This is a genomic window from Streptomyces chumphonensis (assembly GCF_014779715.1).
In the GTDB taxonomy this organism is placed as follows: domain Bacteria; phylum Actinomycetota; class Actinomycetes; order Streptomycetales; family Streptomycetaceae; genus Streptomyces; species Streptomyces chumphonensis.
The window spans coordinates 75,407-98,014 of the sequence record NZ_JACXYU010000010.1 but is presented as its reverse complement, the minus strand read 5'-3'; the positions used below and the strand labels follow the sequence as shown (position 1 = coordinate 98,014).

The window sequence follows — 22,608 nt, the reverse complement described above, 5'->3', positions numbered from 1 at the left end:
CCTCACTTGTCCTCGCCGAGGGTGTAGGTGCGCTCGTCCTGCGGGACGCCGCCCGCGTCGCCGGGGGCGACGAGGGCGAGCCGGACGTGGGTGGCGAAGGATTCGGCGTAGGCGATGCGCTGGGCGCCCCGGGTGTCGAGGGCGAAGGTGATGGGGACGGCGTCGGACGTGCCGCGCGTCCGGCCGCTGTCGGCGTCTCCGGTGTCCTCGATGCTGGTGAGTTCGCCGACGTCGATGACGCGGGCGGACTCGACGATGAGCTGGGAGACGTCCGCGGCCTCGCCCTCGCCCCGGAAGGTGGCGTAGACGTTGACGCGGGCGCCGGGGGTGATCTTCCCGGCGACGCCGGTCGCCGAGTCGATCATGATGGCGATCTCCTGCTGTCCGGCCTCCAGGGCGGGTCGGTCGGCGATCATGTCGCGTTGCAGGAGGGAGCCGGGCTTGAGGGGGTTGAGGGCGATCTTGCCCCGGATGGCGTCGAGGTCGGTCACCGCGGTGTCGGGGAGCCAGCGCTCCGGCATGCTGACCTCGCTGAACTGCTCGGGTCGCAGCTCCTGGTAGGGCTCGACGTCCTCCTTCACCTCGTACGCGTTCACCTCCGGGCCGACCTTGGACTCCACGTCGTTGACGACCGCGAGGACGCCTCCGAACGCGACGAGGGCGCCGAGTACGGACAGGAGCATCAGGAGGATGCCGCGGCGCTGGCGGGAGTTCATATCGGGGCGCTACCTCTGCTGCGTGCGGGCGTCGGGGGGCGGGGTGGGGCGGGGCGGTCGGGGTGCGTGCGGGGTGCGCCCGCGGGGCCGCCGGGTTCCGCGGTCATGTCGGTCCGTGCGGCGGTCCGTACGGCGCTCCGTAGGGGACGACGTCCGGTGCGGCGCCGTGGGCCGTCTCCTCGCGGTGCTGTATCACCATGCCGGGGCTGGTGTCCTCGTGCGGGTCGAGCACGGGCCGGTACGCCGTGGGCGCTCGGCGGACGGGCTGCGGGCCGGAGCGGTGGCCGACGTCGGGGGCGGGGGGCGGCAGCGGTGCGGAGCAGAAGACGCAGCGGTCACCGATGAGTTCCAGTCCGCACCAGTGGCACCGGGCCCGCTGCACGGAGGTGATGAGCTGGTAGAGGACCGAGATGTCGGGGATCGCGGCGGCGAACTCGACGAGCTTGCCCGTCCCCCACCACTGCGGCGAGTCGCCGGGGAGCGTGGCCTGTTCGACGCCGGTGACCTGCCACTGCGCGGCGAGCGTGGTGCGCGGCCAGGTGGAGCCCAGGTGGCCGGCGGCGGTCGTGAGCCGGGTGACGTAGTCGGGGCCCTTGAGGGCCTTCGCGCCGGAGCCGAGCCGGACGAGTTGCGGCTCGGGCGCGGTGACCACGGCGAACTGGCTGCCCGGCACCCAGGACCTGGCGTGGGTGGTGAGCGAGACCGGGACGCGGTCGAGCCGGGCGACGGAGCCGAGCACGGCGCCGGCGTGGATGTAGTGCGCGAGCAGCCGGACGGCGGCGCCGAGGACGCCGGGCCCGAGGTCGGTGGTGGAGAGCTGGCGCAGCTGCCGGACGAGCACGGCGAGCGCGAGCGGCGGCAGTTCGGACTCCACCAGGGCGATCCGGTCGCTCTCCAGGACCGAACGGACGGTGTGGAGGCGCTGCTTGACGGCGGCGGGTACCGAGGCGGGGTAGAGGGCGATGAGGAATCCGTGCCGCTCCAGCAGTTGCCGGGTGTCGGTGACGGCGGCGTCCAGGGTGCGGTCGCCGGGGGGTGCCAGGACGACGGCGCCGGGCGTCTGCCGGTCCGGTGGTGCGAGCACCAGCTCGGGGCTGGTCACGGCTATCGCGGTCGTCACATCTGCCTGCCCGTCGTCGGTCGCGTCGCGCACGGCTCCCCGGCCGCCGCGGTGCGGGCGGGATGGCCGTTCCTCACCATATGTGCTTTCCGCGTGCCCCAGTAGCCCTACCAGGGAAGCGTGCGGATCTGTTCGACGCACAGGACGACGAACAGCAGGGCGGCGAGCACGAGCATGGTGTTGCTGAGCGGCCCGCTGCGCCATGTCGCGGGCATCTCGCGCCGGTTGAGGAGGACGAGGAGCGTCCCGGCGAGGAAGGGCAGGAACAGGGCGCCCAGCACGCCGTAGCCGATGATCAGTGCGAACGGCCGGTCGAGGAAGAGCAGCGTGATCGGCGGGAAGGTCAGCCACAGCAGGTAGAAGCGGAAGGCGGGGGAACGCTCCCGGGCTCCGGAGGCGACCTCCCCTGCGCCGTTCGACGGGCCCTCGTCCGGGCCGGCCGTGACGCCGCCGCCGAGGAGCGCGACCCGGCGCGGCAGGTGGGCGACGTAGTCGGAGAACAGCAGGCTGACGCCGTGCCACACGCCGACCAGCGAGGAGAAGGAGGTCGCGAAGAAGCCGACGAGGAACAGCTTGGCGGTGAACGGGTCGAAGCGGCGTTCCAGTTCGTCGCCGACGTCCAGCAGGCCCCGGCTGTTGTCCAGGGTGGCCTGGGTGGCGTGCAGCAGCTCGGCCCCGACGATGATCATGGCGACGGTGAAGGCGGCGGTGGTGACGTAGGCGGTGGCGTTGTCCAGCCGCATCACGCGCATCCACCCGGGGCCGTCCCAGCCCTTGGCGTTGACCCAGTACCCGTAGGCGGCCATCGTGATCGTGCCGCCGACACCGCCGACGACGCCGAGGGTGTACACGACGGAGCCGTCGGGAACGGTGGGCCACAGTCCGGCGAACGCGGCGCCCGCGTCGGGCACCACGCGGACGGCGAGCACGAGCACGACGACGAACATGGTGCCGATGAGGACGGTCAGCAGGCGCTCGACGGCCCGGTAGCGGTTGCACCAGACGAAGGCCAGGCCGAGGAGTGCCGTGCCGACGCCCCAGACCTTGAGGTCGGCGACGCCGGGGAAGAGGGCGGCCAGGGGCAGTGCGCTGGCGGACATCGCCGTCGCGCCGTAGACGAAGCCCCACAGCAGGGCGTAGAAGCCGAAGTAGGGGAGCGTCCAGGAGCCCAGGGAGCGCCAGCCGTCGAAGAGGGTGCGCCCGGTGGCGAGATGCCAGCGGGCCGCGCCCTCGGCGAACGCGATGCGGATGACGCAGCCCACGACGACCGCCCACAGCAGCGTGTACCCGAAGCGGCCGCCGACCACGAGCGTCGCCACCAGGTCGCCGGCACCGATGCCGGTGGCGGCGACGACCAGGCCGGGCCCGACGGAGCGCCACCGCGCCCGCCGCGCGGTCCTCCCCTCCTCGGGGGACGGCGTCGAAGCGGGCTCGTGGGTCGCGTCCTGCACGGGCACCTCCGCATGTGGTCCAGGTCACCGGTGGGGCCGGTGCGCCGATTGTGACGCCGTGGTGACGGAGCGGCAAGAGGCCCTGCGGGATGGCCCGTTACGGGTGTCGGTCGGCTCCGACGGCGGTGACGGTGAACGTCGCCAGGGCGGTGCGGTGGACGTCGGCCACCGCCGTCGCGTCCGCCGCGGGTCCGTAGGTGAGCAGGCAGTACAGACGCCCGTCGTCGGCGGTGAACCGCTCGTCGACGACGAGCCGGGAGCCGAAGTCCGCGTTCTCGTAGGTGTAGGCGTGCAGCACGCTGTCGGCCCGGGACGGGGTGACGAGACCGGAGCCGTCCGGCGCGTAGTCCGGCAGCGTCAGCGCCTCGGCCCGGGCCAGGTCCATGGACTCGGCCGACGTGCTCTCCTCCAGCGGGAAGATCTGCAGAAGGGTGCTCTCGTCGGGCACCCCGATGAACGTGCTCACGCCGCTCTCCCAGGCCGTCCAGCCGGTCGGCGCCGCCACCGTGTAGGGGGCGCTGTCGACGAGGGCGAAACCGTCCGGCAGGACGCCCGGTTCGACGGACGGGCCGGACGGCGACGGGTCCGGCCCGGCGGTGTCGGACGGCGACGTCGGGGTGGGCCCGCCGTCCGGCCCGGGCCCGGGGTCGACGGCGGTGGAGCCGGTCGGCGACGCGGCGGACGGTGCGCCGGGCCCGGCGTCGCCGTCGTCCCCGCCGAGGGCGAGCAGCAGCGCGCCTCCGCCCGTGAGGAGGACGGCCGTGACGGCGGCGCCGACGAGGAGGGCGGTGCGGTGCGGGCGGCGCGGCGGACCGACGGGTGCGTCCGCCGGTGTGACGGCGTCCTCGGGCGGGGTCGGGAGCCCGCCCGGCGGTTCGGCGGGGGCGGTGGGCCAGGCCGTCGTCCCGCCGGGCGGAGCAGGCGGAACGCCCGGCGGGCCGGGCGTCGGCGGCGCCGCCGGCGGGAGCGGCACGGCGGGCGGTACAGCGGGCGGCGCGGCGGGCGGTCCGGCGGGCGGTCCGGCCACCCACTCGGCGCGCTCCTCGTCCCAGTACGTCACGGTGTCACCCCGCCTCAGCCGAGGCCGAGCAGGGCGTGGAGGCCCTGGACGACGGGCGCGGCGGCGCCGAGGGCGGCGACGGCGCTGCCACCGGCCGTCAGGAGCTCCAGGAGCCGGGCGAGCCGCCCGCGTTCGGCCTCGCCGGTACGTTCCAGCTCCGCCAGCCCGGCGTCGGCCTCGGCGACGCCGTCCGCGTCGGCGGCCAGCAGCGGCAGCTGTGCGCGCAACCGCGCCACGTCGGCGAGGAGCCGTGGCCCGGCCGCCAGGACCTGGTGCCCGGTCTGTCCGCCGGTGGAGACGGTCGAGCCCTGCGGGTTGGTGACGACCTGCGCGTGGTCGCCGCTCTGGGCGGTGCCGCCGCTCATCGAGCCGATGTACATGCCGCCACTGACACTGATGCCGTTCTGCGGCTGTTCCGTGGTCATGTGCCGCTCCCTCGTGCGGCCTTGGCCGCCCCTCGTATGGCCTTGGCCGCCTCGTTGATCACCTGCGCGCGGTCGCCCGTCTGTGCCGTGCCGCCGCTCATCTTCCCGATGAACATGCCGTTGCCGGAGACCTGCACGATCTGCTGCTGGAACTCGTCGGTCTGGTATCCGGCCGACCGGAGGGCGTCCCGCACCCCGCTGGCGATCCGGTCCTGCACCGTCTGGATGTAGCGGTTGACGTCCATCTCCTGGAACAGCGAGACGGTGGCGGTGGCGCCCCGTTCCCGCACGGAGAGGCGGGGGCCCTCGGCCGGGCCCTGGTGCGGCCGGCTCATCCACCGGCGGCAGGCGGCCAGGACGACCGTACCGACGGTGCGCAGGCTCTCGAAGAGCGCCACGGGGGCGTTGAGGAGGGCGCGCAGGTAGGAGCGGAGGGGGTCGGTGCCCTCGGTCTCCGCCAGTTCTCCGATCTTCGCGTAGGACCGTCGCACCGGCGGCAGGACGTGCGGCGCGACCTCCAGTACGAGCATCCCGCCCTGGGTGTGGACGCGGACGAAGAGGGAGACGACGAGCTGCTCCTGCCAGGCCCCGACGCGGACCCGCAGGAAGTGCCGCCGCCACTCGCCGCCCTCGTTGACGGCGACGCGCCGGTGCTCGTCCAGCGCGGCGGCGTCCCGGCGCACGGCCTGCCGGGCGAGGCCGCCGGGGAGGTAGACGAACTCGTCGAGCTCCAGCCCGCGCAGCCGGTCCCTGCTGTCGTCGGAGGCGGTGCGGCGCAGGTCGAGCAGGCGCGGCCCGATGACGTCGATGACCTCGCGGGCGGTGAGGCGGGCGGGCACGGCGTCGGCCGGCTCGTCCTCCCCCGACCCGGTGGCGGACGGCCCCTCCTCCCCCGGCTCCGTGGCGTCCGCCCGTTTGAGCTCCAGCGCGACCGTCCACGGGTTGTACGGCACGCCCGCGCCGACGAAGGGGCCCGAGGGGTCGTAGACGGTGAGCGGCGAGTGCTGCTCCGCCGTGACGGCCGCCTCGATCGCCGGGTACCGCCCGTAGGCGGGCAGGTGCGGTTCGGGCGCGGTGCGGAACGCGTCCCGGTCGAGTTCGGTGCGCACGATGCCCGCCTGCCACCACCGCAGCGCCCAGCGCGGCACGGCCACGGCCAGCGGCAGCAGGCCGACGAGGAACAACGCCGGGGCGCCGCCCGCGAGGGGCACGACGAGGAGCAGGACGAGGCAGAGGGCGACCAGCAGGACGCCGCAGATCCGAAGGCGGCTCGCCGGGAGCCCGGACGTCTGCCGGGCCAGGAAGAGCAGCAGCCCGGCGAGGCCGAAGAGCAGCGTCCAGCCGCCGCCGAACACCGACAGGGCCGGGTCGGACGTGGTGCCGCCGAGGGCGAGGTTGAGCACGAGGAAGCACAGCCACAGGGCGATGACCGCCGAGGCCGCCCGCAGCTCGACGGCGCGGGCGCGCAGCGCGTGGGAGAGGACGGAGACCACGTCGACTCCGAGCGAGGGCGCCACGGGCCGGTGTTCCTGGTCCACGAGTTCGGTGATGACGGCGGTGCGGAACGCGTGGTCGAGGTGGACGCCGCCGCAGAGCAGGCGGGTGGCCTCCGTCCGCACGAACCGGCGTGTGTCGTGCGGGCCGTGGGGCGGCCGGTGGTCGGGCGGGTCGGGCCGGTCGTTCGCATCGGGCTGGGACGACGTGGCCTGCTGCGGGATGGTCATGGTGCTCCCAGGGACTGGGCGGGCGGTGAATTTAACCCGTCCGGCCGTCCATGGCAGCGGCGCACAGGGGTGTGAGGCGGGGCGCGCGGAGGCGCACGACCCCGTCGCCCGTGCGCCTGAACGCGCCGGGGCGCCGGCACGCCCCGGCTACCGGCCCGGAAGCCGGCAGCCGGGGCGCGTGAGGGCGAGGACGTTGCCGTCCGAGAAGCAGGGGACGAGCCCGTACGTCTGCTGGCCGTAGTTGACGCCGCGCCGGGCGGTGACACGGCCGCCGGGGGCGACCTCGCAGGGGTTGTGCACCAGGCACAGCCCGCCCTCGTCGTTGCCCGTGCTGTTGACGCCGACGACGCGGCCGGTGGCGCTGTCCACGACGGGCGCGCCGGACGTCCCGCCGACGGTGGCGCACGCGCGGGTGTAGCGAAGGGAGTCCGTCATGGCCCAGCGGCCCTCGCGCAGCACCGGGACGAAGCCGTCGATCGCGCAGTGGTAGACGTGCTTCCAGTAGCCGGACGGGATCTCGATGGCGGTGCCGACGGCGGGTCGGCGGGCGTCCAGGGTGCGCGGGACGCTGCCGAAGCGGTCGCCGATCTCGGCGTAGCTGGACGTGAGCCGGTACACCGCGACGTCGGTCCCGGTGACCGTGGCGTACGTCAGGCGGGCGGCGCGCAGGGTGCCCAGCGGGTCGCCCTCGGCGTCCAGCAGGGTGAAGCCGCGCCCGGACGGCTCGTCGGTGCGCACCTCCCCCGGCTCGGGCACCGCGTCCTGGAGGCAGTGGCCGTTGGTCAGGACGAGCGCCGGGTCGGCGGGCCGGGAGCGCGGGAGGCGGATCAGCGCGCCGGAGCAGTTGCTGAGGGCGACGGTGCCGGCCAGGCCGCCGGGCCCGGCCGGCGCGGGCCCGGTCGCCGGTCCGCCCGGCCCCGGGGCCCCGGCGGTCGCCGCCGAGGCGGGGGCCGGCCCGAGGGCGGCGCCCACGCCGAACAGCAGCGCGGCGGCGGCCGTGGCGCAGCGGCCCGGTCGGCGTCGGACCGGCGGGCGGGCCGCGGGGGTGCGCACCGCCCGTGCCCGTCGCGTCTGTGCGGACCGCCTCATCGCCCACTCCCGTGCACCTCGGCTCCTGGTAAGGGGAACGGGGCGGGCGCCCCCGGGTTACGGTCCGCGCCCGGGCGCTGGGCCGAACCGGTGACGCCGGCGGCGGGGGTGCCGGGACCGGGGCCGGGCGTAGGCTGCCGGGATGACGGATGACCGGCTGAGCGCGCTGCGGAACGAGGTCGTCGACCACCGGTTCAAGGGGCTGCCCCCGGACGCCGAGGGTCTGACGGTGGCGGAGCTGGCGGCGCAGCGGCGGAACCTGTTCGGCGGCGGCTTCACCACTCCCGTCCTCGCGCTGTCCGCCGAGGCGCTGGAGCACAACCTGTCCGCTCTCGCGCACTACACCGGGCGCCACGGGCTGGCGTTCGCGCCGCACGGCAAGACGTCGATGGCTCCGCAGCTCTTCGCCCGCCAGACGGAACACGGCGCGTGGGGCATCACCGTCGCGACGGTGCCGCAGGCGCGGGTCTGCCGCGCGTTCGGGGTGCGCCGGGTGTTCCTGGCCAACGAGCTGGTGGACGCCGCCGGGCTGCGCTGGGTCGCCGGGGAGCTGGCGGCCGACGCGGAGTTCCGCTTCGTCTGCTACGTCGACTCCGTGCGGGGTGTGGAGCTCATGGACGCCGCCCTGCGCGCGGTGGACGCCGCCTCGCCGGTGGACGTCGTGGTGGAGCTCGGGGCCGGGGACGGCGCGCGCACCGGCGTGCGCCGGGAGGCCGAGGGCGTCGCCGTGGCGCGGGCCGTGGCGGCGACGCCGTGCCTGCGGCTGGTCGGCGTCGCGGGCTACGAGGGCGAGGTGCCCGATCCGTCCGTCGAGCGGGTGACGGCGTGGATGCGGCGGCTGACGTCGCTCGCGCTGTACCTGGACGGCATGGGGTTGTTCGAGGGGCTGGACGAGATCATCGTCAGCGCGGGCGGCAGCGCCTGGTTCGACGCGGTGACCGACGTCTACGAGGAGTTCGGCTCACCGCTGTCGGCGCCGGTCCTGAAGCTGCTGCGCTCGGGCGCCTACGTCTCGCACGACGACCGGCACTACCGCGCCCTCACGCCGTTCAACCGGGTGCCGGAGGAGGGGGGTCTGCGGGCGGCGTTCACACTGTGGGCCCAGGTCGTCTCGCGCCCGGAGCCGGCTCAGGCGTTCCTCAACGCGGGCAAGCGCGACGCGCCCGCCGACCTCGGGCTGCCGCGCCCGCTCCGCGTCCGCGACGCGCTGACCGGTGCCGAGCGTCCGGCCGAGGGGCTGACGGTGACCGCGCTGTCGGACCAGCACGCGTGGCTGCGCGTGGAGCGGGGCCCCGGGCCGGAGGTCGGCGACTGGGTGGGGCTCGGCCTCTCGCACCCCTGCACGGTCTTCGACAAGTGGGGGCTCATCCCGCTGGTGTCGGACGACGGCACCGTCACGGACTACGTGCGCACCGTCTTCTGACCGCTCACGCGTGCTGGTAGGCGACCAGCGAGATCCCCACGTAGTGGGCGATGAAGGCGGCGAGCGTCAGGGAGTGGAAGACCTCGTGGAAGCCGAACCAGCGCGGTGAGGGGTTCGGCCGCTTGATGCCGTAGATGATGCCGCCCGCACTGTAGAGGAGGCCGCCGACGATGACGAGGACCAGCACCGCGATGCCGCCCGCCCGCAGGAAGTCGGGCAGGAAGAAGACGGCCGCCCAGCCCATGGCGATGTAGCAGGGGGTGTAGAGCCAGCGCGGGGCACCGACCCACAGCACCCGGAAGGCTATGCCGAAGGCGGCGGCCGCCCACACGCCCCACAGCAGCAGGTCGCCGCGGGCCCCGTCGAGCAGCAGGATCGTCAGCGGGGTGTAGGTGCCGGCGATGATCAGGAAGATGTTGGCGTGGTCGAGGCGGCGCAGGACCGCTCCGACGCGCGGGCTCCAGTCGCCCCGGTGGTAGAGGGCGCTGACGCCGAAGAGGAGGCAGGCGGTCAGGGTGTAGACACCGCAGGCGACGCGGCCCCGGGTGGAGTCGGCGAGCGCGGTGAGGAAGATGCCGGAGACCATCACGGCGGGGAACATCGCGGCGTGCAGCCAGCCGCGCAGCCGGGGCTTGAGGGGCGGGGCGGTCTGCGCCGCGGGAGGCGGGGGGCCGCCGGGGTCGAGGTCCGCCGGGGGTGCGACGGGCGCTCCCGGGGCGTCGGCCGTCACGCGCGACGCCGCCCCCGGTCCGGGGGCGGAAGGCGGTGAGTCCGGCGCGGGATCGGGCGCGGAGGGAGACGCGGGTTCGGGCGCGGCGGCAGTCATGGCCGTCAGCGTACCTACGGCGGCGTAGGTGAAGGAGTGGGGTTTACCCCCTGGATTCGAGGTGTACCCCACACGACCCGGCGAGTGGCGATGCTCACCTGTGGGCCCTCTGGACACATACGAGCGAGAGGGTCATGATCAGATGAGCGTGGTCGACACCGGATGAGCATCGCCGCAGCGTCCGGGTCGCAGCCCCCACGGGGCCGCAGCACAACAACGCACAGAACCGCACATACCGCCCCCGGGCGGACACAAAACCCTCTCACCCTCTGGAGCGATTGTGGCGCGCAGCACTGCGGCTCCCACCCAAGCCCCCACCCAGCACCGCGAACTGGTGCGCTGGGTCGACGAGATCGCCGCCCTGACCCAGCCGGACCGCGTCGTGTGGTGCGACGGTTCGGAGGCCGAGTACGAGCGCCTGTGCGAGGAGCTCGTCGAGAAGGGCACCTTCACCAAGCTGGACCCGGTCAAGCGCCCCCACTCCTACTACGCCGCCTCCGACCCGCGCGACGTCGCCCGCGTGGAGTCGCGCACCTTCATCTGCTCCGCGAAGGAGGAGGACGCGGGCCCCACGAACAACTGGATGGCCCCGGCCGAGATGCGCGAGGTGTTCGCGGGGGAACAGGGCATCTTCCGCGGCTCGATGCGCGGCCGCACCCTGTACGTCGTCCCGTTCTGCATGGGCCCGCTCGGCTCCCCGCTCTCCGCCGTCGGCGTCGAGCTCACCGACTCCGCCTACGTGGCCGTCTCCATGCGCACCATGACGCGCATGGGGCAGGAGGTGCTCGACCAGCTCGGCACGGACGGCTTCTTCGTCAAGGCCGTGCACACCCTCGGCGCCCCGCTGGCGGAGGGCGAGCAGGACGTGCCCTGGCCGTGCAACGACGACAAGTGGATCTCCCACTTCCCCGAGGACCGCGAGATCTGGTCCTTCGGCTCCGGCTACGGCGGCAACGCCCTGCTGGGCAAGAAGTGCTACGCGCTGCGCATCGCGTCGGTGATGGCGCGGGACGAGGGCTGGCTGGCCGAGCACATGCTCGTGCTCAAGCTGACCCCGCCGCGCGGCGAGTCCAAGTACATCGCCGCCGCCTTCCCCTCGGCCTGCGGCAAGACCAACCTCGCCATGCTGGAGCCGACGCTCCCGGGCTGGACGGTCGAGACCATCGGTGACGACATCGCCTGGATGCGCTTCGGCGAGGACGGCCGGCTGTACGCCATCAACCCGGAGGCCGGCTTCTTCGGCGTCGCCCCCGGGACCGGCGAGCACACCAACGCCAACGCCATGAAGACGCTGTGGGGCAACACCGTCTTCACCAACGTCGCGCTCACCGACGACGGCGACGTCTGGTGGGAGGGCATGACGGAGGAGCCCCCGGCCCACCTGACGGACTGGAAGGGCAACGACTGGACGCCCGCCTCGCAGACGCCCGCCGCGCACCCGAACGCGCGGTTCGCCGTCCCGGCCGCCCAGTGCCCGACGATCGCCCCGGAGTGGGAGGACCCGAAGGGCGTGCCGATCTCGGCCATCCTCTTCGGCGGGCGCCGCGCCTCGGCCGTGCCGCTGGTGACGGAGTCCCGCGACTGGCAGCACGGCGTCTTCCTCGGCGCGAACGTGGCGTCCGAGAAGACGGCGGCGGCCGAGGGCAAGGTCGGCGAGCTGCGCCGCGACCCGTTCGCGATGCTGCCCTTCTGCGGCTACAACATGGGCGACTACATGGCCCACTGGATCAAGGTCGGTCAGAACGCGCCCGACCCGGCCAAGCTGCCGAAGATCTACTACGTCAACTGGTTCCGCAAGAACGACGAGGGCGCGTTCGTGTGGCCGGGCTTCGGTGAGAACAGCCGTGTCCTGAAGTGGATCGTGGGCCGGCTGAACGGCGAGGCCGAGGGCGTCGAGACGCCGATCGGCACGGTTCCCGCACAGGGCTCGATCGACACCGAGGGGCTGGACCTGTCCTCGGCGGACCTGGACTTCCTGCTCACCGTGGACAAGGACGTCTGGCGCGAGGAGGCGGCGCTGGTGCCCGAGCACCTGAACACCTTCGGCGACCACACGCCGAAGGAGCTGTGGGACGAGTACCGCTCGCTGGTCGAGCGACTGGGCTGACGCCGCCCGCCGGGCGGCGTCCCGGCACGGTGCCCGGCGTCCCGGCGGGGCTGCACCACGACGGAGGGGCCCGGACCACGCGTGACGTGGTCCGGGCCCCTCCGCGTCCGGCCGGGGTACCCCGCCGGCGTCCGGCTCACAACCCCAGCGCGGCGGCGTGCGCCTCCATGCGTGCGGCGGCGATCGCCTCACCGGGGACGTCCTCCCGCGCGGTGGCGACGACCAGAGCGTTGCCGGCGAGGGTGTGCGCCCGGCGGTGCAGTGCCTCGACGTGCCCGGCCCCCGCGTCGGGGGAGGTCGGCTCGGCCCGCAGCGGGGCCGTGCCCCGCAGCCGGGCGACCTGGGTGGCCAGCCGGTGCGCGGCGGCGTCCAGCTCCGGATCCGGCTCCAGGACGCGCAGCTCGTCGGTGACGGTGAGCAGGGCGGTCAGGTGCCCGGCGAGCCGGATGTCCAGCTCCTCCTCGCGCGAGCGGTGCGGATAGCCGTTCGCCGCCGCCCGCTGCTCGGCGACGGAGTGGGCGGAGGGACCGCGATGCGTGCGGCTGGGTTCGTACATGGATGGCCTCCTGCGTGCTACAGAAGACCATCCTAGCTTGGACTCTGTCTAAAGTTGTAGTCGATGCATGATGCACGGGGTCCGTCGGGCGTCAGGGCTGGCTGTAGCCGTCCAGGAACGAGCCGATGCGCTTGACCGCGTCCGCGAGCTGCCGCGCCGCGGGCAGCGTGACGATGCGGAAGTGGTCCGGCTCCGGCCAGTTGAAACCGGTGCCGTGCACGATCATGATCTTCTCCGCGCGCAGCAGGTCCAGGACCATCTGCCGGTCGTCCTTGACCTTGTAGACCTTCGGGTCCAGCCGGGGGAACGCGTAGAGCGCGCCCTTCGGCTTGACGCACGTCACGCCCGGGATCTGCGTCAGGAGGTCGTGGACGACGTCCCGCTGCTCGCGCAGCCGCCCGCCGGGCAGCACCAGGTCGTTGATCGACTGGTGGCCGCCGAGCGCCGTCGCCACCGCGTGCTGGGCGGGCATGTTGGCACACAACCGCATGTTGGCCAGGATCGTCAGGCCCTCGATGTAGTTCTGGGCGTGCGCCTTCGGCCCGCACACGGCCAGCCAGCCGCTGCGGTAGCCCGCCACCCGGTAGGACTTCGACAGGCCGTTGAACGTCAGCGTCAGCAGGTCGGGCGCGATGGCCGCCGTCGAGGTGTGCACGGCGCCGTCGTAGAGGATCTTGTCGTAGATCTCGTCCGAGCAGACGACCAGCCGGTGCCGGCGGGCGATCTCCGTGAGGCCGCGCAGCATCTCCTCGCTGTACACGGCGCCCGTCGGGTTGTTCGGGTTGATGATCACCAGCGCCTTCGTGCGGTCGGTGATCTTGCGCTCGATGTCGGCGAGGTCCGGCATCCACTCGGACTGCTCGTCACAGCGGTAGTGGACGGCCGTGCCGCCGGACAGCGACACGGACGCCGTCCACAGCGGGTAGTCGGGCGCCGGGACCAGCACCTCGTCGCCGTCGTCGAGCAGCGCCTGCATCGACATCTGGATCAGCTCGGAGACGCCGTTGCCGAGGTAGACGTCCTCCACCGAGAGCTGGATGCCCTGCGTCTGGTAGTGCTGCATCACCGCACGACGGGCGGCGAGGAGCCCCTTCGCGTCCCCGTAGCCGTGGGCACTGCCCACGTTGCGGAGCATGTCCTCCAGGATCTCCGGCGGGCACTCGAAACCGAAGGCCGCCGGGTTGCCCGTGTTGAGCTTGAGGATGCGGTGCCCCGCTGCCTCCAGCCGCATCGCCTCCTCGAGCACCGGACCCCGGATCTCGTAGCAGACGTTGGCGAGCTTCGTGGACTGGATCACCTGCATGTCCGTCACGATACGGGCGTCGGCCCGTCGGCGCGTTATGTTTTTCACCACGATGGCCGACACGGCCCCGCTGACCTGGGCGAACGCCGTCAGGAGCGCAACTGGTCGGCCAGCACCGCCGGGTCGGCCGTCGGTGCCGCACAGGTGAAGCGGCGGCAGACGTAGGCCGCCGGACGCCCCTCCAGCAGGCCGCGGTCCGCCAGCAGCGCGGGCACCGCGCTGCCCGCCGCCCCCACCGCGACGGCCGCACCCGGTGCCGGGGCCAGCAGGGCCTCGCGGTGCAGCGCGGCCGTGGCCGGGTCGCCCTCCGGGCCGACGACGGCCACCTCGCGCGGGCCGTCCAGCGCCGCCTCCGCCACGGCCAGGCCCCACCCGATGAAGCGGGGGGCCCGACCGCCCAGCGCCCGCACCACCCCGAGCGCCCGCTCGGCGGCCTCCCGGTGCCGTGCGCTGCCGGTGTAGGCGGCGTAGGTGAGCAGCGCGCCGGCCGCCGACGTCCAGCCAGAGGGCGTGGCGCCGTCCGTGGGGTCCTGCGGGCGGCGGATGAGGGCCTCGGCGTCGTCGGCGGTGTCGTAGAGCGCGCCGTCGGGGGTGGCGAACCGGGCCAGCACGGTGTCCAGCAGCAGCCCCGACAGCTCCAGCCAGGCGGTGTCGCCGGTCACGGCGTACAACGCGTGGAAGCCCTCGGCCGTGCAGGCGTAGTCCTCCAGCACACCCTCGCTCGGGCCCGCGACCCCGTCCCGCGAGGTGCGGGCCAGCCGCAGCTCACCGGCGCGCTGCGTCGTGTGGACGGCCACGAGGAGGTCCCCGGCGGCGGCCGCGGCGTTCACCAGGTCGGGGCGCTCGAAGTAGGCACCGACCTCGGCGAGCGCGGCGACGGCCAGCCCGTTCCACGCGGCGACGACCTTGTCGTCCCGGCCCGGCCGGGGGCGCCCGTCCCGGGCGGCCAGCAGGCGCTCCCGGACGCCCGCGACCCGGTCGCCGTCCACCGGGCCCGTGGAGTCGGGCAGTTGGAGGACGGAGGCGCCCTCCTCGAAGGTGCCCTCGGGCGTCACGCCGAAGTACCGCTCGGCCAGCCCGGCGTCGTCCTCCCCCAGGGCGGCGCGCAGCCCGTCGGGCGTCCAGACGTAGAAGGCGCCCTCCCGGTGCGGGCCGTCGGGGTCGACCGGATCGGCGCTGTCGGCGTCCAGCGCGGAGGCGAACCCGCCCTGCGGCGTCAGTAGTTCGCGGACGAGGAAGTCGGCCGTCTCCAGGGCGACACGCCGTGCGAGCTCCGAGCCGGTCGCCCGCCACAGATGGGCGTAGACGCGGCACAGCAGGGCGTTGTCGTAGAGCATCTTCTCGAAGTGCGGAATCACCCATTCCGCATCGACCGCGTAGCGGGCGAACCCCCCGCCCAACTGGTCGTAGATCCCGCCCCTGGCCATCGCCTCGCAGGTGGCCCGCACCATCTCCAACGCCCCGTCGGCACCCGTCCGGGCATGGTGCCGCAACAGGAACTCCAGCACCATCGACGGCGGGAACTTCGGCGCCCCGCCGAAACCGCCGTGCCGCGCGTCGAAGTCCCGCGTCAGCCCCAGCAGGGCGTCGGCCAGCTCGGGCTCACCGGGCGGGCCGGGGGCGTCCGCGCCGTACCCGATCGTGCGGCCCGCCAGCTCCGACCTGATCCGCCCGGCGACCTCGTCCACCTCACCCCGCCGCCCGGACCAGGCGTCGCGCACGCCCTCCAGCACCTGCCGGAAGGACGGCATCCCGGCGCGCGGCGCAGGCGGGAAGTAGGTGCCGAAGTAGAAGGGCTCCGCCTCCGGCGTCAGGAAGACGGTCATGGGCCAGCCGCCCTGCCCGGTGGCCGCCTGCACGGCCTCCATGTAGACGGCGTCCACGTCCGGGCGTTCCTCGCGGTCCACCTTGACGCTGACGAAGTGCTCGTTCAGGTACGCGGCCGTCTCGTCGTCCTCGAACGACTCGTGCGCCATGACATGGCACCAGTGGCACGCGGAGTACCCGACCGACAGCAGCACGGGCACATCGCGCCGTCTCGCTTCCTCGAACGCCTCAGCTCCCCACGGCCACCAGTCGACCGGATTGTCAGCGTGCTGAAGCAGATAAGGCGAGGTCACACCAGCCAACCGGTTCATACGCCCCAGCCTCTCACGCCGACACGGCCCTGCCGGTTCGACCCGGAAGCCCGCGCCCTACTGGGACGATGTGCACTCATGCGCCCTCACGTGGTGAATGCGGATCGCCCCTCTTGCACCCAGGTCGCCCTGCGGACGCTGGAGGTTCCGCCCCGACCCAGAACCGGTGCCCGACTGGAAGCGGGCCGTACGCTGAGTCGAGCAGCACCGCATCCTCGGAGGAGGTACTCCATGACCGCCGAGAGGGTGGCACCCGCGTGGACGCACACGCAGATCAGCGCGGAACAGTACGACTCCTGGTCCGAGGAGCAGTGCGCCGGCATCGAGATCGTGGACGGGATGGTCGTCGGGAGCCCGAGCGCCTCCAAGCGGCACAACCGGCTGGCCCGGCTCCTGGCCAATGCCCTGGACGCCGCCGCGGGCCCGGAGTGGAACGCCGACACGGACTTCGACGTCCGCCTCCAGGACGTTCCCCTCACCAACCGCCGTCCGGACGTCATCGTCTACCGGGCGGAGACCATCGACCTCACACCCACCCGCCCCGAGCACGTGCTCCTGGTCGTCGAGGTCGTGTCGCCCGGTTCGGAAACAACCGACAGCGTCGTGAAGGTGGACCAGTACGCCAAGTCCGGCATCCCCTTCTACTGGCGGGTCGAACAGGCCGCCACCGGCGTCCCGATCGTCTACACCTACGTCCTCGACCCCGCCACCAGGGCCTACCGGGACGGCGAGGTGTTCACCGGCACCGTGAAGGCCACCGCGCCATTCCCTGTCACGGTCGACCTCGGGGCCCTGTGAGCAACGAGGAATCGCCCGCGCCCTCGGCGCCTCCGACGTCCTGTGGGCTAGGCGGTTTCGTTTGGGTCATCGGGCGGACCAGAGGAAGATGCCTGCGATGTGGAGTCCGGCCAGGTAGATGGTCGCGGTCTTCTCGTAGCGGGTGGCGATTCCGCGCCACTGCTTGAGGCGGTTGATGCACCGCTTGACGGTGTTGCGCTGCTTGTACGCCTCGCGGTCGAAGGCCGGTGGTCGGCCGCCCCGGCTTCCCCGCCGCAGTCGGTGACGTTGCTGGTCCGCCGGAACGGGGATCACCGCGCGGATGCCGCGTCTGCGCAGATGCTCGCGGATCGCTCGGGAGGAGTACGCCTTGTCGGCCAGGACCACCTCCGGCCTGGTGCGGGGCCGTCAACGGCGGCGGGGCACCCGCAGGTGGGCCATCACGGTGCCTGGGCCGTCAGCTGACCGGTCGTGTGCGGGCTGTGCCCGTCGTGGCTTCGGGCGTGCCAGGCGCGGGGCCGACAGCAGCGGCGGAGCCGGGACTCATCGCGGCGGCCCTGGGTTCAGGCGGGGGCGAGGCTGAGCAAGCCGGCGCCGTAGGGTTTGCCGCGGCCGATGCCGGTCAGGACGGCGCGGGTGAGAGCCTCGGCGTCGGTGACGGTGGCGGTGCCGTCGAACCGGATGAGGTCGTGCCGCATCCGGGGGCGGTTGTCCTTGCCGCGCGGGCTGCGCGCCGCAGGCAGAGGGGTGGGCAAGAGGGTGTGGAGGTGGAGACCGGCCTCGGTGGCCTTCCGGTGCCACCACTGATCGGCTTCGGCGCCTGTGAGGGGGATGACGGGGCCGCGTTTGCCCTCCTCGGGAGGGAGGGAGATGCGCTTGGTGGGGTTGGCGACGATGCGGTAGCGCACGCCGATGCCCTCACGGAGCGCAGAGAACATGGGGGTGAGGTCCTTGGTCCGGACGTGGCCGTAGTCGGACGGGAGCCGGTCCGGGTGAAGCGTGCTGGTGGTCTGGAGGTGAATGTGCGCGGCCCGCGGTTCGGCCTCCAGGCGGAAGAGGAGACCGTGGGCCTGGCGGGCGACGGAGGCGTCGCTCGGGGGAAGCAGCCGCATCATGGTGCGGTGAAGTTCACGGGCGTCGCGAAGGTCGCGTTGGACGTCTCTACTGCGGGGGTTCAGCCGGATCCGGGCGAGCGTCGCTGTGAGAACGGCTGTGGGGGCCGGTGCCGTCATGCGGGTCCTCCAAAGGCAGTAGTTCAAGCAGGCGGGAGCGCAGTTCGCCGCGACGGGCGAGGAGGGCGTCCGGAGCGGTTTCTCACTCGGTGGAGGCCGGCTACGCGGCGTCGCCGGAGACTCCTCGCTCCATGCGGGTCTTCCGCGGCTCGGAACGGCATTCCGTATGCTGCGCGGGCTGGGCGTTCGGGTTCGTCGGGAATCGTCCGCAGGATCCGCTGGTGGGGACGGATGCCCTTGACGTAGCCGATGAGTCGGTCGGCGGGCGTCGGGATATCTGAGCGAGGGGTCGCTGCGGGTCAGCCACAGGGTCACCGGGTGCTCCTCTGCGGCTCGGCGAAGTTGGTGTCGATATAACTCTGGAGCTTCTCCAGGTAGCCGGTGCCGAAGCCTCCGTATGCGGCTTGCGGTAGGTTCGCGGCTCGCCGGTACAGGCGGCGCGGCCGGTATTCGCGCTCCAGCGGGGCGAAGGAGAGCGGTTCGTCGGTGATTTCGCCGCTGTGGTGGTTGCCGTCGCCGCTGTCGGCGGCGTCAGAGTTGACAGGGAGGGCTCCGAGGCGCCTGTCGCTGTAGAACTCGACGGGCTGCGGGCCGCCGCGCGGCTTCTTGGCCGCCAGGGGGATCCGTACGAGGTGGTGCAACGGGTCGTTCGCTGTTCCCAACAGGACGGGGCCCTCGGGCGGGCAGGCCCGGCGGCCGAGGTAGAGGGTCCAGTGCGGTTCACGCAGGGCATCGGCGCACAGGTGCAGCATTTCATCGTCGGAGGTGAGGGCGACCGTGAAGGCGGCGTCGGCAAGGTATTGGCGCTTGGAGACCAGGGTGCTCCTGCCTTCGCTCCGGCGCTCACGGCCGACCGTGATCACGGTCTCCTTCGCGGGCAGCCCGCCGCCTACGGTGTGGTAGTCGGAGAGCACGACCCCCGGCCGGTCGACACGCACCGTCATCGACAGCGCTGTCAGATCGTCGAGGGGTGCACCGCGCTTACGCCCGAGGGCCGCGGCCAGCATGCCGATGACTCCGGACCGGGTGGGGAAAGGGGCGGTGTCCCGCCACAGGTACTTGCTGTGCGTCCCCCAGGACTGGAGAGGGCCGGCGAGCCGCAGCAGCAGCCCGCGGGCGGGTCGTCCGGTCACTGCGGGACCTCGGCAAGAGCGACGTCGAGGGCGCTGTAGACGAGCGCCTTGAAGGATGCATGACGCTTGCCGAGGTGCTGCAGCTTGTCGAAATCGAGCGAGGCGTGGGCCGCGTGCAGGACGCGTTCGGGGCCGAGGAGGGTGTTCGCCGCGTTGGCGTACGCGTCGACGTCCGCCACCGAGCGCCCCACGAAGCCTCCGTTCGCGGCTGCCCGTACGGGCTCTTCGAAGGCGGCGGCGAAGGACAGCGGCCGGTCGGAACGGACGGCGACGTGGACCAGGTGCGGGAGCGTGTGGGGGGCGGTGGAGTTCTTCTTCGCCTGCGGGAGGGACTCGATGAAGGACAGCAGGAACTGGCCGGTGAGTTCGCGGGCGGCCTCAAGGTCGAGTGTGCAGCCGTCGCCCAGGTTTTTGGCGACCTCCTTAAGGTCGACTGTGGCGAACCGGTAGAAGGTGCTGGCGCTGAACTCGGCTGTGCCCATGTGGCCGCTGCCGGTCTCGTCGTTCTTCGCTTCGGTGAAATCGTCGACGGCGGAGAAGTAGTCGAGTTCGACCTCGGTGACGTGGGTGGTGAAGGCGTGCGCGACCTGCACGGCACCGTCGACGTCGGCGTCGTCGACTTCGGCGAGCATCCGGCCGAAGAGGTTGATGATGCCGTTCCGCTCCCGGAAGATCTTGTCGATCTGGTTCTTCGGAAGGACGCTCTCGGTCTTCTTGCCTTTGCCGCCGGTGAAGTCGGTCGTGAGCGCGTCCTTGTGGGCTTCGGCGATGTCCGCCAGGGCTTCGATGGCGTTCTCGGGGAGGTAGATGAGGGCGTTGGTCAGGACCTTGTTCTTGACGGGTTGCTTGTCCGGGCCCTTGGCCACTTCCCACTTGACGCTGCTGCCCGCCGCCACATGGGCGCCGGCTCGTTCGGCGAGCTCCTGGTCCCACCCGCGGCCTCGCAGTGTCTCGGAGACCCGCTCGCCGATACGGCGGGTGCGCAGTGTCCTGTCTCCGAGCACCTCCTGGAAATGCGTGCGGGTGGCCCGCTTCCACGCCTGGCTGGAGACACGGGTACGCAGGGCGTCACCGTAGAGCACGGTTTTCACCGAGTTGGTGTCGTCCCGGTTCAGGTTCGCGTAGGGCACCGGCTGGACGATGTGGATGTCGATGAAGCGGGGTGTGGCGGCCATCAGGGGTCTCCTGCAGTGGGGTGGTCAGTCCTGGTCGATGCGGGCGGTGATCCGGTAGAAGTCCTGCAGCCAGTGGCGAGTGATGCGGCCCGATCGGTAGGGCCAGTCGATGAGGTCTGCCAGCAACTGTCCCCAGTCGATGGCGGTGTCGGTGGCGCGCACCTGGTTGACCGCAGCAGGCAGATGCAGGTGGACGCCGCGGATGCTCTGCCGGGTCAGGCGTTTGATGCTGCTCTCCGCCGCGCTGAGCCGCATGGGCTTGGCCTTCGCCGCGGCGGCACATCCCAGAGCGGCACCGAACGAGGAACCGTACGGAGTGATCTTGGGCGGCTCGCTCTCCTCTTCCCGCTCCCCGGCTTCCTGTGAAGCCTGCTTCTGTACGGGCTCTGGTTCCTCTTCGCGCTCGTCGTCCTCGTCCTGGTCGGCCCCGAAGGCGTGCCGCGGCTGGGCCGCGATCAGGGAGGCCACCGTGTAGTAGGCCTGTGCCGCCCGGTCACCGCACCCTTCCGGCAAGAGCGGCGTCAGCAGCCGGTGCATGTCGCGTGCGCGTGGGTGGTCGAGGTCGCGGCGCAGGCCCGACCGCAGGGCGGCACGGGCGCCGGGGTCATGGCGGCACAGGCGCTCGATGTGGTCGACGAAGGCGAGGTAGGCGGCACGCCTGCCCTGCGGCCGGCTCGCTTCGGGGGCTTGGGTGGTCACGTCCTGTCCTCGGGTCGGCGGTCGATGGCTAGGACTTCTGCTTCCTCATCTGCTCCATCGCCTTGAGCGGGTCTTTCCGGGCGGCGAGGATGATCGCCCTTGCCCTGGTGACGGCCTTCGCGCCCCGCGGAGTACGGGTTACGGAGTCGGTCACCACCTCGTACGCGTCCAGGGCGTGCCGGGCGAAGGCGCGGCACGTGGCCTCGAAGTCGAAGCCGGGGTCACCGGCGCCGTCGACCCGTGTCAGTTGCCGGAAGCGTGACCAGAACTCCTTCTCCGCTGCCGGCCAGTACCGTGCCGCGACCGCGTCCAGCCAGGCTCCGGGATCGTTCCTCTTGTCGTCCGTGTACCCCAGCCAGGCTCTCTTCGTGGCGTACTCCAGTCGGCCCCCGAAGAGTTCGCCGAGTTCCCGAAGCTGGCGTACGGGCCGTTCGGTGCTCACCGCGTCCTCTTCGACTCGGGTGAGGAGCGCGGGGGTGACGGCATCGAGGTATTGGTAGTTCGACGACTTGGTGGCGTCCTGTTCGAAGCCCAGCGCGCGCACCCGCAGGTACTCGCTTACATCGAAGGCATGGTCCATGACCTTCGGCTGGAGAGGGCTCGCATCGTCCAGCTGCTTGAGGAGAAGAGCGTCGATATCCCTCCACAGCGACCGGACGGAGCGTGCGGAGCGGGGGTAGGTGTTCCCGTCCTTGTCGAACTCCCATATCAGGTAGTCGTCCTCCGGCCGCAGCCGTGTCGCGTCGTAGGCCCAGGTGATGTAGGCGTCGGCGACGCGCTCGCCGTCGTCGGCAGGGACGAGGTAGAGCGCGTGCTGGGAGCAGGCGGTGAGCCGTGAGCACGGCCCCTGCGGCTCCGGCATCGGCTTGAGCGGGTCGGGGAGATCGTCGCGCTCCCAGGGGCACAAGTCGGTGGCCCGGCTGACGGCGCTGTCCGGCGGAGTCAGGCCGGCGAGCAGTGTCAGGAAGAGGTTGTCGCACTCCGGGTGGTATGACAGTGCCGCCCGCAACGGTGCGGCCTTCGCGTAGTGGTGGCTTGTGCTGCCGACGGTGCGGGTCGAAGAGGCACCAGGGGCGCCCCAATAATGCCAGGTCAGGAGCGCCAGCGCGGCCTGTGAGCGGCAGGGGGGCAGGAGTCTTTCGCTGCTCCAGTGTCCGAACCAGGAGTGGTTTTGGCCCGCTGCCCGGCTCATGACCAGCTTGTTGACGCCAGCGGTTCTCGAGCTGTCACACTGGTGAGGAAGACGGGGGTCCTGGAGCCAGGGGCGGTCGCGGCCGAAGAGGTCGAAGCGGTGCTTCCACCGGTCGAAGTAGCCTTCGATGCCTGCTTGGTGGCCGTCGGGAAGTTCGATGCTCTGCTCGGGCAGGCCCTGTTCGAGGATGTCCTCGCGCCGGTCGCCCCAGCTTCCGGGCCCGGCCTCGTCCAGGCCTGTGATCCGGGCCGTGAGCGCGTACAGCAGGCGCAGCAGCGCCGAGTGGGCGGGAGCTTCCGGGATGAGGAGGGCACGGATGCCCCGGGCACGCAGGAACAGATCCCTGAGCCCTACCTCCGAAGGGCCTGACTCCCCCTCCCCCCACGCGACCGGGATCCATGGCTGGTCGATCAGATTGAACGCAGGCGCGGTCACGCGTCTCCCCCCTGGTCGAAGCGTGCA

19 protein-coding genes and 1 pseudogene are annotated in these 22,608 nt (G+C 72.4%); 3 read left to right on the top strand and 17 right to left on the bottom strand.

Translation table 11 applies throughout. The features are described 5' to 3' along the window. Nucleotides 1-2 precede the first annotated feature (2 nt). The 7 genes from cpaB to IF129_RS18515 all read right to left on the bottom strand — a co-directional run bounded on the left by cpaB (nucleotide 3) and on the right by IF129_RS18515 (nucleotide 7,585). Complete coding sequence (cpaB, locus tag IF129_RS18545) at nucleotides 3-716, bottom strand: Flp pilus assembly protein CpaB (RefSeq protein WP_191210843.1); 714 nt, start codon at nucleotides 714-716, stop codon at nucleotides 3-5. Nucleotides 717-819: 103 nt separating this feature from the next. After that, nucleotides 820-1,869 carry a zinc ribbon domain-containing protein gene (locus tag IF129_RS18540; RefSeq protein ID WP_191210842.1) on the bottom strand — a complete coding sequence of 350 codons (1,050 nt, stop codon included), beginning with the start codon at nucleotides 1,867-1,869 and terminating at the stop codon, nucleotides 820-822. Nucleotides 1,870-1,943: 74 nt separating this feature from the next. Beyond that, the gene (locus tag IF129_RS18535; protein WP_191210841.1) at nucleotides 1,944-3,287 is read right to left on the bottom strand and encodes an Nramp family divalent metal transporter; all 1,344 of its coding nucleotides are present in this window, start codon (nucleotides 3,285-3,287) and stop codon (nucleotides 1,944-1,946) included. A gap of 97 nt (nucleotides 3,288-3,384) precedes the next feature. Beyond that, nucleotides 3,385-4,347 carry a hypothetical protein gene (locus IF129_RS18530; protein WP_191210840.1) on the bottom strand — a complete coding sequence of 321 codons (963 nt, stop codon included), beginning with the start codon at nucleotides 4,345-4,347 and terminating at the stop codon, nucleotides 3,385-3,387. Nucleotides 4,348-4,361: 14 nt separating this feature from the next. After that, nucleotides 4,362-4,772, bottom strand: a complete 411-nt coding sequence (locus IF129_RS18525) for a hypothetical protein (protein WP_191210839.1) — start codon at nucleotides 4,770-4,772, stop codon at nucleotides 4,362-4,364. Continuing rightward, complete coding sequence (locus IF129_RS18520) at nucleotides 4,769-6,496, bottom strand: hypothetical protein (protein WP_191210838.1); 1,728 nt, start codon at nucleotides 6,494-6,496, stop codon at nucleotides 4,769-4,771. Before IF129_RS18520 ends, IF129_RS18525 begins: the two co-directional genes overlap by 4 nt. A gap of 147 nt (nucleotides 6,497-6,643) precedes the next feature. After that, complete coding sequence (locus IF129_RS18515; protein WP_191210837.1) at nucleotides 6,644-7,585, bottom strand: trypsin-like serine peptidase; 942 nt, start codon at nucleotides 7,583-7,585, stop codon at nucleotides 6,644-6,646. A 142-nt stretch (nucleotides 7,586-7,727) separates the two neighbouring features. Between IF129_RS18515 and IF129_RS18510 the strand changes: the two genes are divergently transcribed. Further along, the gene (locus IF129_RS18510) at nucleotides 7,728-9,008 is read left to right on the top strand and encodes an alanine racemase (protein WP_191210836.1); all 1,281 of its coding nucleotides are present in this window, start codon (nucleotides 7,728-7,730) and stop codon (nucleotides 9,006-9,008) included. 4 nt (nucleotides 9,009-9,012) lie between these two features. Here IF129_RS18510 and trhA read toward each other — a convergent pair whose 3' ends face one another. Next, the gene (gene trhA / locus IF129_RS18505; RefSeq protein ID WP_191210947.1) at nucleotides 9,013-9,738 is read right to left on the bottom strand and encodes a PAQR family membrane homeostasis protein TrhA; all 726 of its coding nucleotides are present in this window, start codon (nucleotides 9,736-9,738) and stop codon (nucleotides 9,013-9,015) included. Nucleotides 9,739-10,114: 376 nt separating this feature from the next. Here trhA and IF129_RS18500 point away from each other — a divergent pair, with 376 nt between their 5' ends. After that, nucleotides 10,115-11,941, top strand: coding sequence for a phosphoenolpyruvate carboxykinase (GTP) (locus tag IF129_RS18500; RefSeq protein ID WP_191210835.1), 1,827 nt, complete (start codon nucleotides 10,115-10,117; stop codon nucleotides 11,939-11,941). A gap of 136 nt (nucleotides 11,942-12,077) precedes the next feature. Here IF129_RS18500 and IF129_RS18495 read toward each other — a convergent pair whose 3' ends face one another. The 3 genes from IF129_RS18495 to IF129_RS18485 all read right to left on the bottom strand — a co-directional run bounded on the left by IF129_RS18495 (nucleotide 12,078) and on the right by IF129_RS18485 (nucleotide 15,938). Then, the gene (locus IF129_RS18495; protein ID WP_191210834.1) at nucleotides 12,078-12,497 is read right to left on the bottom strand and encodes an SCO4983 family protein; all 420 of its coding nucleotides are present in this window, start codon (nucleotides 12,495-12,497) and stop codon (nucleotides 12,078-12,080) included. Between the two features lie 91 nt (nucleotides 12,498-12,588). Then, complete coding sequence (locus IF129_RS18490) at nucleotides 12,589-13,800, bottom strand: pyridoxal phosphate-dependent aminotransferase (protein ID WP_191210833.1); 1,212 nt, start codon at nucleotides 13,798-13,800, stop codon at nucleotides 12,589-12,591. Between the two features lie 89 nt (nucleotides 13,801-13,889). Next, the gene (locus IF129_RS18485; protein ID WP_191210832.1) at nucleotides 13,890-15,938 is read right to left on the bottom strand and encodes a thioredoxin domain-containing protein; all 2,049 of its coding nucleotides are present in this window, start codon (nucleotides 15,936-15,938) and stop codon (nucleotides 13,890-13,892) included. Nucleotides 15,939-16,169: 231 nt separating this feature from the next. Here IF129_RS18485 and IF129_RS18480 point away from each other — a divergent pair, with 231 nt between their 5' ends. Beyond that, nucleotides 16,170-16,736, top strand: a complete 567-nt coding sequence (locus IF129_RS18480; protein WP_191210831.1) for a Uma2 family endonuclease — start codon at nucleotides 16,170-16,172, stop codon at nucleotides 16,734-16,736. 66 nt (nucleotides 16,737-16,802) lie between these two features. Here the strand turns inward: IF129_RS18480 and IF129_RS18475 are convergent. From IF129_RS18475 to casA, 6 genes and pseudogenes are all read right to left on the bottom strand, one after another. Then, a pseudogene (locus tag IF129_RS18475) lies at nucleotides 16,803-17,123 on the bottom strand (transposase); the annotation flags it as partial. Nucleotides 17,124-17,278: 155 nt separating this feature from the next. Next, the gene (gene cas6e, locus IF129_RS18470) at nucleotides 17,279-17,947 is read right to left on the bottom strand and encodes a type I-E CRISPR-associated protein Cas6/Cse3/CasE (protein WP_191210830.1); all 669 of its coding nucleotides are present in this window, start codon (nucleotides 17,945-17,947) and stop codon (nucleotides 17,279-17,281) included. Nucleotides 17,948-18,258: 311 nt separating this feature from the next. Further along, a complete protein-coding gene (gene cas5e / locus IF129_RS18465) occupies nucleotides 18,259-19,080 on the bottom strand; it encodes a type I-E CRISPR-associated protein Cas5/CasD (RefSeq protein WP_191210829.1) in 822 nt (273 codons plus the stop codon). Further along, nucleotides 19,077-20,255, bottom strand: a complete 1,179-nt coding sequence (gene cas7e / locus IF129_RS18460) for a type I-E CRISPR-associated protein Cas7/Cse4/CasC (protein WP_191210828.1) — start codon at nucleotides 20,253-20,255, stop codon at nucleotides 19,077-19,079. Before cas7e ends, cas5e begins: the two co-directional genes overlap by 4 nt. Before the next feature lie 24 nt (nucleotides 20,256-20,279). Then, on the bottom strand, nucleotides 20,280-20,954 hold the full coding sequence (gene casB / locus IF129_RS18455) for a type I-E CRISPR-associated protein Cse2/CasB (protein WP_191210827.1): 675 nt from the start codon (nucleotides 20,952-20,954) through the stop codon (nucleotides 20,280-20,282). Between the two features lie 28 nt (nucleotides 20,955-20,982). After that, nucleotides 20,983-22,581 (bottom strand): type I-E CRISPR-associated protein Cse1/CasA, encoded by a 1,599-nt coding sequence (gene casA, locus IF129_RS18450; protein ID WP_191210826.1) that lies wholly within the window; start codon nucleotides 22,579-22,581, stop codon nucleotides 20,983-20,985. Nucleotides 22,582-22,608 lie beyond the last annotated feature (27 nt).